Origin of the sequence: Cytophaga sp. (genome assembly GCF_051961495.1) — a bacterium.
Classification (GTDB): Bacteria; Bacteroidota; Bacteroidia; order Cytophagales; family Cytophagaceae; genus Cytophaga.
This window is the reverse complement of record NZ_JBQCDF010000280.1, coordinates 1-8,058: the sequence shown is the minus strand read 5'-3', so window position 1 is coordinate 8,058 and position 8,058 is coordinate 1. Positions and strand designations below refer to the sequence as shown.

Sequence of the window (8,058 nt, the reverse complement as noted above, 5' to 3'; positions counted from 1 at the left end):
ATACTCCGTACTGAGTACTCTGTATTTAGTACTTCTTCTTCAGAATCGCCTTGTTAATTTCCCCAACCAAAGCCGGACCTTCATAAATGAATCCGGTATACAACTGAATCAATGAAGCTCCGGCTTCCAGTTTTTCAAGGGCATCTTTCGGGGAATGTATACCGCCAACGCCGATAATCGGAATGGTATTATTCGATTTTTTTACCAGATAACGGATCACTTCAGTCGAACGAACCGTTAACGGACGACCGCTTAACCCGCCCATGCCAATCTCCTCCACACGCTCCACTTCGGTTCTCAAGCCATCCCGAGAAATGGTTGTATTGGTAGCAATAATACCGCTAAGTTTTGTTTCAGTAATGATCTCAACAATATCATCCAGTTGTTCATTTGTCAAATCCGGCGCGATTTTCAAAAGAATTGGTTTAGGTGCGGGTTTCTTTTGGTTCACTTCCTGCAGACTTTTTAATATTTCCGTTAATGGACCTTTTTCCTGCAAGGCACGTAAGCCGGGTGTATTCGGTGAACTAACGTTCACAACAAAATAATCGACGCAATCAAAAAGTTCATTGAATGCCTTTATGTAGTCATTAAGCGCTTCCTCATTGGGTGTCACTTTATTCTTCCCGATGTTTCCGCCAATCAGAATCTTAGACTTGCGTTTCCGGAGACGTGCAGCCACTTCTTTCATTCCTCCGTTATTGAAGCCCATGCGGTTAATGACCGCTTCATCTTCCGGTAAACGGAACAAACGGGGTTTTTCATTACCGGATTGCGGAACCGGAGTTACTGTTCCGATTTCGATAAAGCCAAAACCAAGACTGGAAAACTCATCTACAATTTTTGCATCCTTGTCGAAACCTGCCGCCAGACCTACCGGATTGGGAAAGGTGATTCCAAATACAGTTCTTTCAAGCTTCTTGTCTTTTACCGTATAGATCAGCCGGAATATATAGCTTATGCCGGGAACAAAGAATAAAAATTTTATAAAAGAGAATGTTATGTGATGCGCACGTTCAGGCGGAAAACAAAACAGTATGGGTTTGATCAGCAGCTTATACAAAACAATTTCGCATTTAAATGATATGCGAAAATACGTAAAGAGGTGTTCTGATTAAAGAATTTCAACTGAATGTGGAAAAGAACAAATGGAATCTATTTTTTTGAATTATCAGCTGCGCGGGTGGAAATCCCTGATGATCTGCTGCAGGTAATCCCTGTCCAGATGGGTATAGATCTCGGTAGTAGTAATGGATTCATGGCCCAGCATTTCCTGCACCGCACGCAAGTCGGCACCACCTTCAATCAGATGGGTTGCAAAAGAATGCCTGAATGTATGCGGACTTACTGTTTTGTTTATACCAGCCTTAGCCGTAAGGTTTTTAATGATCATAAAAACCATTTCCCTGGTCAGTTTATTTCCCCGGCGATTTAAAAACACAAAGTTCTCTGCTCCCTTTACAATGTTTATATGACAACGGATCTCATTCCTGTAAATACCAATGTATTTGCGGGCATCACGACCGATCGGCACTAATCTTTCTTTATTGCCTTTACCAAGTACTTTTATAAAACCATCGTCAAAAAACAGGTTTGATATTTTTAATTCAATTAATTCAGAAACACGCAAACCACAGCTGTAAAGCGTTTCAAGCATGGCTCTGTTACGCGTACCTTCCGGGCTGGACAAATCGATTGCACTAAGAATCGCTTCAATTTCATGAAAGGATAATGTATCGGGAAGTTTGCGCCCCAGCTTCGGGCTGTCAATTAAAGCCGAGGGATCATCATCGCGGATTTCTTCCATCAATAAAAAACGGAAAAACGATTTCACTCCGGATAGGATACGTGCCTGGGAATATGCAGACATACCCAGTTCTGTAATGTATTCTAAAAATGCCTGAATATGTTTTCCTTTTACCTGCAACGGACCAACCGAAGGCTCATTGATTTCCAGATATTGCATAAATTTAACAACATCGTGTTCATAGGCCTCTATGGAGTTGCCCGACAATGAGCGTTCCAGTTTTAAATAATCCCGAAACTGACGGATGAGGATTTTCCAGTTCATGCTGTAAAGGTAATGAATGCAGCTTAACAAAGCAGTAATTTATCAATTGATATTCATTCTCTAAGAAACTTAGTGTAGAGTTTAACGTGTAAAGTGTAATTCGTTTCTTAATTAAGGGATTTGAGCTATTTTAAACAGAACAAATGTTTGAGCTTTGCACTTTACACTCTACACTTCTTATATTTACTTCATGAAAATACTGATATTAAACGGCCCGAATCTGAACCTGCTTGGCAAACGTGAACCCGGCATTTATGGCGCGGCTTCTGCAGAAGACATCTACAAGGATTTACAAAAAGCGTATCCGCAAGTAACTTTTTCGTATTTCCAATCCAATGTGGAAGGCGAACTGGTAAACAAACTGCACGAAGTTGGTTTCGATTATGACGGCATTGTATTCAACGCCGGTGCCTATACACATACTTCCATTGCCCTTGCCGATGCTGTTGCAGGTATTAAGACTCCGGTTATTGAAGTACATATCTCAAACGTATATGCGCGTGAAGAATACAGACACAAAAGCCTGATGGCAAAGAACTGCATGGGTATCATTACAGGCTTTGGCATGAAAAGCTATTCCCTGGCTGTACACCATTTTACAACACTGTAATTTCGTATGTTGAATTTCTATCCAGGACCATCAAAATTATTCCCGGGCATTGAACTGTGCATACAGGACGCGATTGCCTCGGGTATACTGAGCATGAATCACCGCAGCGCTGAATTCATGCAATTGTATGCATTGGTTCAGGAAAGATTTGAAACTCATTACAACTTACCCAAAGACTATAAAGTACATTTCATTTCTTCCGCAACAGAATGCTGGACCATACTGGCACAGTCTTTTGCTCACCGTTCCTTCCTGCATATCTACAACGGCTCATTCGGAAAGAAATGGATGGAGGTTTCCAGGCAATCAGGAATTGAACACATCAGCCGTGTATTTGATATTCACAACACATACACTGCAGAAACAGAAAATGCTGCTGCAGATATTATCTGCACAACGCTTGTAGAAACATCAAATGGTACATTCCTCTCCAGCGATGCATTGACATCCATACGCAAAAAATTTTCAGGCTCATTGGTTGCCGTTGACGCTACATCAGCATTGGCAGGCCTTTCCGTTAATTGGGAAGACGCGGATATCTGGTTTGCTTCCGTGCAGAAATGTTTCGGGCTTCCATCCGGATTGGGTGTACTGATCCTTTCGCCGCAGGCAATAAAACAGATCGAAACCAACAGCAGCGATATTCATTTTAATTCGTTAAAACGAATCGTTGAAAATGGCGCAACCTTTCAAACAACACACACACCTAATATCTTAGGCATTTATTTGCTTGCAGAACGGCTGAAAGAAATTAAACCGATTGATTTCCTGATCTTAAAAGAACGGATGAGTTATTTGTATACGCATTTTTCAAACCACCCGTCTTTACAACCGTTGCTGATCGAAAGCAGCGTGCAGTCACCCACGGTGCTGACGTTAAAATGTGACGAGGAATACACAGGGCAATTAAAAAAATCACTCAAGGCACAGCAGATCATTATTGGCAGCGGTTATGGAGTCTGGAAAGAGAATACAATCCGCATTGCGAATTTTCCTGCGCACACAAATGCTGATTTTGAAAAATTGCTGGCGGTGATTTAATGTCAGTACCACTGATTTATCTGATTAAAATGATTGATCTGATTTCCTCAGACCTTAAAACCAACATCATTTCTTTAATCATTCTGTAATGAATTTGATGATAAATTTATCTGAAATTTCATAATTAAGCATTCAGTGAAATCATAAAAATCAGCTTAATCAGCGGTCCAGATGCAGATAAAAATCTTTCAGGGCTTCTGTAAACTGTTCTGTATATTGATTGCCGGAATTCCGGATCACAAATTTAATTTCATTTGTTCCCGCATGTATTGAATCCTTTCGTAGATGCAATACATAACGGATCAGTTTTTTTTCATTCTCATACATGGATAAAAATCGCACAGTTTTTAATCCTACAGCTTCTGCGGCACGAATAAAATTTTCTTCCTCATAGATACTGATCAGCATGTATGCATCTCCATCGGTCTTAAGCATGAAAGCTGTAACCTGCATTAATTCTTCTACAGATAAATGCGACTGATGCCAGGCCATGTCTTTTGATGCATTACCGGATTTAAGCGATGCAGAAAAAAAAGGTGGGTTGCAAATAATGAGGCCATACTGCTTCGTAGTAACCTTGAAATAATCCTGTATGGAAGCTTCATGAATAGTTAAGCGTTCTTTCCACGGACTATTAAAAAAATTAGCTGCAGCCTGCTGCGCAGCATCGTGGTGCATTTCTACAGCATCGATCGCAGCTTCCGTACGCTGCGCCAGCATCAGTGCCAGGAGGCCTGTACCCGTGCCGATATCCAGAATGGATGTAGTTTTCTGATCAACAGGAATAGTTGCACCAAATACGCAGGAATCGGTGCAAACCTTCATAGCCGATTTATCCTGCTGCACTAAAAATTGTTTGAACTGAAACCAGGAGTTCGCCATGCTGTTTTAATTGGACAAATGACCTTTGTTCAGCATGCCGCTTTCTGTTTCATATCCGTAGTCGATCTGCTTGCCCGGTCCGTCTGCAGCTTGTGTTGCCAATACATCGCAACGCTCATTTTCTACATTGCCGGCATGGCCGCGCACCCATTGAAAGCGGATCTTATGTTTACTGGAAACATATAAGTAGCGCCGCCACAGGTCTTCGTTTTTCTTATCCTTAAAATTCTTTTTTACCCAGCCCATCAGCCAGCCCTTCTCAACCGAATCAATTACATATTTAGAGTCGGAATAAATAAGTACTTCATGGCCCGGATCTTTCAATGCTTCCAGTCCTGTTATGACAGCCAGCAGTTCCATGCGGTTGTTGGTTGTCATGCGGAAACCACCGCTCAATTCTTTCCGGTGTTGTTTGTACAACAGAACCACTCCATAGCCACCGGGACCCGGATTGCCTCTGGAGGCTCCATCTGTATATAAAGTAATCATGTTACGAAGGTAGTAAGAAAGTTTTATTTAGGTTTTACGTTTCAGGTAATATGTTTTAAGACCTGCATGGCGAATGATCAGGTTCCTTTTAAAAGCTTAAAATTCTGTAATACAGGTAAAACAAACGATGTACGCTGTGTGCATTACTCAAACGACACCCTGCCCCCAGCTGGCGCAAGGTTTCCCTTGTGCCCCATTTCCCCCTGCTGGCGCATGCAGGAACCATTTCCGAAACTAGGCTCCAAATAGGGTTCAGATGGGCATTGAGTGGGCATTGGCAGGACTTCACTACGGGTGAACTGCGGATGAAGTACGGGTGAACTATGGCTGAAGTACGGGTGAAGGTTGCTTTGGTGCAGATAGAAAAATCATTATTCCTTCGAAGGAAACTAATTACAAAAATCTGATTTAAAATATACTTATGCAAGCCTGCAATGTATTTGATTACAAGGGTTAATCATGTCGTAAGCCTTGCTCCTGATTTCAGCTGACGCAAGGTTTCCCTTGTCTTCACACACCAAAGCTTACCAGCTAAATGTGCGCCCCCTTCGCCGCGGCGAAGGGGCGGGCTTAAGAGAGACATTTTACTTTGACTACTCCGGAGTCAGCACGCCTTATTCACACAATTCATTATAATTAATTAACTTTTTCTTTCCAGCTATATATTAGAAAATACAATCATATGCTCATTAGAAATGACCCCAGAGGGGTCAAATGTTTATAGCAAATATTTAATTGTAATAATACCGACCCCAGCGGGGGCAGTAGCTATTTGAATAATTAAATTATAAATAACATTTTTACAGTCCAGCTAATTTTTAAACAATTATGTCAAATACATTTTCGCAGATCTATATTCAAGTAGTATTTGTAGTTAAAGGCCGTGAATCAATGATTCAACATTCATGAAAAGAACAATTATATAGATATATAACAGCAATTGTTCAAAACAATAATCAAAAAATGATAGCAATAAATGGCATGCCAGATCATATTCATTTTTTAATAGGAATGAAACCTACTTGTTGTTTATCTGACTTAGTTCGGGAAATTAAAAAATCATCTAATACATACATTAAAGAAAATAAATTAACACCTTTCAAATTTCAATGGCAGGAAGGATTTGGCGCATTTTCGTATAGTCACTCTTCTTTGGATAATGTTGTTCAGTATATAATGAATCAAAAAGAGCATCATATCAAAAAAACATTTAAACAAGAGTATGAGGAATTTCTTACAAAGTTTAATATTGAATTAAACCCGAATATCTTTTTGAATGGTATGAATAAAATGTGCGACCCCGATGGGGTCGGTATAATTGCAAATTACACGTTATTTCTATAAACATTTGACCCCTCTGGGGTCATTCATGTTTAACTAGACGACAATTCAATGCTTCCATCCCAATATCTTCCGAAAAAAAATAACGTTTCTTGATGTTTACGCAATGAAATCTTCTTCTTTAAACACAATACCAAACGCTTTCAGTTTTTCTAATATCGGTTTGTAAAATTCCGCTGTAACCGGAACCTGTACTCCCCGTGAATGAATCTTTCCCTGCAAAAATAAATCAACGGCAATAGCAAGCGGCAGACCCACGGTCTTAGCCATGGCCGTACGTTCCGCGTCATCGCCGTCTACCAGCAGGCTGCTTTGTATCGTATGTTCTTTGCCATTCAATAAATAACCTAACCGGTGAATCATCACGATGCGGTCTTTATCATCCTGCTGCAGTTTCCATTTTTTTTCAATGATGGTTTGCAGGATCTGTGCAGCCGTTGCAGCAGCCGGAGTGATCGGCTCATCACCCAGCAAACCTAAGACACGCATATATGGAAGCACATCAGCACCAAATTCTTTTTGAAGTTTTTGTTCAAGAGCATCTTCTCCTGCCGGTAAAAAATTTGCTAAAAAAGATCTGCCTGTGCGTGCAGCATCTTCCGGCAATACTGTGTTATCATCTGTTATTCCCAATTGTACAAGGTAATTCCAGCCTTTGCAATAGCCCGGATAACGCAGGGTACCGCGGATGAATGTTTTTGCCTGCCCTAATTGATACAGTGATTGATAACTTAAGGAATCACGATTCGGGTAGCCTTCATATACATCTGTTGCAGAAATTTTCCATGCAGAAGGTTGTGTAAACAATTCTTTATACGAAAGATATTTAATCTGTCCCTGCTCTTTATACTGTGCAGGTGTGCCTTGTCCGGCCAGCACAACATTGCGGGGATTCCACGACACCTTGTAGTTCCACGGAGGATTAACAGAGGACGGATGAACCAGTCCGCCGGTGAATGATTCAAACGACGTAATCTCTGCTCCTTTGTCATGTAAGGAATGAATAAGCGCCATGGCCGACATATGATCAATACCGGGATCGAGCCCGCATTCCATCATGAACAGCAAGCCTTGCTTTTCTGCTTCCGCATGCATCGCTTTTATTTCAGCGCTTACATAAGATGCCGTAAAAAAATGTTTTCCTTTTTGCAGGCACAATGCAGCTACTGAGGAATGAAAAGCGGGTGGCAGCATGGAGATCACCAGATCTGCATCTGCAACATATGCATCAATGGAGACTTTGTCTACCTGCGATTGAATAAATTTTATATGAACGAACTCTGCCTTTCTTTTTTCAATCAGTTCCTGCTGGACATCAACAGCAGCTATATGAATTTTTTGTTCTGCTGCCAGGTGGTTCAGGTATTCTAAAAGAAAATAAGTGGAACGGCCGATGCCCAGGATCAGGATTTGCTGCATGGTGGTAGGTAAGTGCTAAGTTCTATGTTTTACGTTTTAAGAGTATCGAGGTTGTTCATTTGTGCTTAATATATGTAATAGCTAGTACTTTATTGATTTTGTTCTGGATCAATTAGCATGAATAGTGCGCGCCCATCGCCACCGCGAAAGGCGCGCACCAATTACTTGGGTGCGGATTGCTAAAAAAATTTGACCCCGCTGGGGT

At 41.1% G+C, this 8,058-nt stretch carries 7 protein-coding genes and 1 pseudogene; 3 read left to right on the top strand and 5 right to left on the bottom strand.

Annotated elements, in window-relative coordinates; all coding sequences use genetic code 11:
• Nucleotides 1–25 precede the first annotated feature (25 nt).
• Together ACTHJT_RS15715 and xerD are read right to left on the bottom strand one after the other, a co-directional pair.
• Nucleotides 26–1,063 (bottom strand): quinone-dependent dihydroorotate dehydrogenase, encoded by a 1,038-nt coding sequence (locus tag ACTHJT_RS15715; protein ID WP_440239924.1) that lies wholly within the window; start codon nucleotides 1,061–1,063, stop codon nucleotides 26–28.
• Between the two features lie 108 nt (nucleotides 1,064–1,171).
• Nucleotides 1,172–2,071, bottom strand: a complete 900-nt coding sequence (xerD, locus tag ACTHJT_RS15710) for a site-specific tyrosine recombinase XerD (protein ID WP_440239922.1) — start codon at nucleotides 2,069–2,071, stop codon at nucleotides 1,172–1,174.
• Nucleotides 2,072–2,261: 190 nt separating this feature from the next.
• Between xerD and aroQ the strand changes: the two genes are divergently transcribed.
• Complete coding sequence (aroQ, locus tag ACTHJT_RS15705; RefSeq protein ID WP_440239920.1) at nucleotides 2,262–2,681, top strand: type II 3-dehydroquinate dehydratase; 420 nt, start codon at nucleotides 2,262–2,264, stop codon at nucleotides 2,679–2,681.
• A 6-nt stretch (nucleotides 2,682–2,687) separates the two neighbouring features.
• Entirely contained in the window at nucleotides 2,688–3,722 is a 1,035-nt protein-coding gene (locus ACTHJT_RS15700) for an aminotransferase class V-fold PLP-dependent enzyme (RefSeq protein WP_440239918.1), read from the top strand.
• 159 nt (nucleotides 3,723–3,881) lie between these two features.
• On the opposite strand, the gene ACTHJT_RS15695 is transcribed toward ACTHJT_RS15700, so the two are convergent.
• Nucleotides 3,882–4,604 (bottom strand): tRNA1(Val) (adenine(37)-N6)-methyltransferase, encoded by a 723-nt coding sequence (locus ACTHJT_RS15695; protein WP_440239916.1) that lies wholly within the window; start codon nucleotides 4,602–4,604, stop codon nucleotides 3,882–3,884.
• 6 nt (nucleotides 4,605–4,610) lie between these two features.
• Complete coding sequence (gene rnhA / locus ACTHJT_RS15690) at nucleotides 4,611–5,093, bottom strand: ribonuclease HI (RefSeq protein WP_440239914.1); 483 nt, start codon at nucleotides 5,091–5,093, stop codon at nucleotides 4,611–4,613.
• An 828-nt stretch (nucleotides 5,094–5,921) separates the two neighbouring features.
• Between rnhA and tnpA the strand changes: the two are divergent.
• A pseudogene (tnpA, locus tag ACTHJT_RS15685) lies at nucleotides 5,922–6,382 on the top strand (IS200/IS605 family transposase).
• Nucleotides 6,383–6,533: 151 nt separating this feature from the next.
• Here tnpA and ACTHJT_RS15680 read toward each other — a convergent pair.
• Nucleotides 6,534–7,853: a saccharopine dehydrogenase family protein gene (locus ACTHJT_RS15680; RefSeq protein WP_440239912.1), complete on the bottom strand. Its 1,320-nt coding sequence runs from the start codon at nucleotides 7,851–7,853 to the stop codon at nucleotides 6,534–6,536.
• Between the last annotated feature and the right edge of the window lie 205 nt (nucleotides 7,854–8,058).

Bases quoted from the DNA above. Each gene is read 5' to 3' on its own strand.
- ACTHJT_RS15700 (WP_440239918.1), top strand. From the start codon at position 2,688: ATGTTGAATTTCTATCCAGGACCATCAAAATTATTCCCGGGCATTGAA.
- ACTHJT_RS15680 (WP_440239912.1), bottom strand. From the start codon at position 7,853: ATGCAGCAAATCCTGATCCTGGGCATCGGCCGTTCCACTTATTTTCTT.
- xerD (WP_440239922.1), bottom strand. From the start codon at position 2,071: ATGAACTGGAAAATCCTCATCCGTCAGTTTCGGGATTATTTAAAACTG.
- ACTHJT_RS15695 (WP_440239916.1), bottom strand. From the start codon at position 4,604: ATGGCGAACTCCTGGTTTCAGTTCAAACAATTTTTAGTGCAGCAGGAT.
- rnhA (WP_440239914.1), bottom strand. From the start codon at position 5,093: ATGATTACTTTATATACAGATGGAGCCTCCAGAGGCAATCCGGGTCCC.
- aroQ (WP_440239920.1), top strand. From the start codon at position 2,262: ATGAAAATACTGATATTAAACGGCCCGAATCTGAACCTGCTTGGCAAA.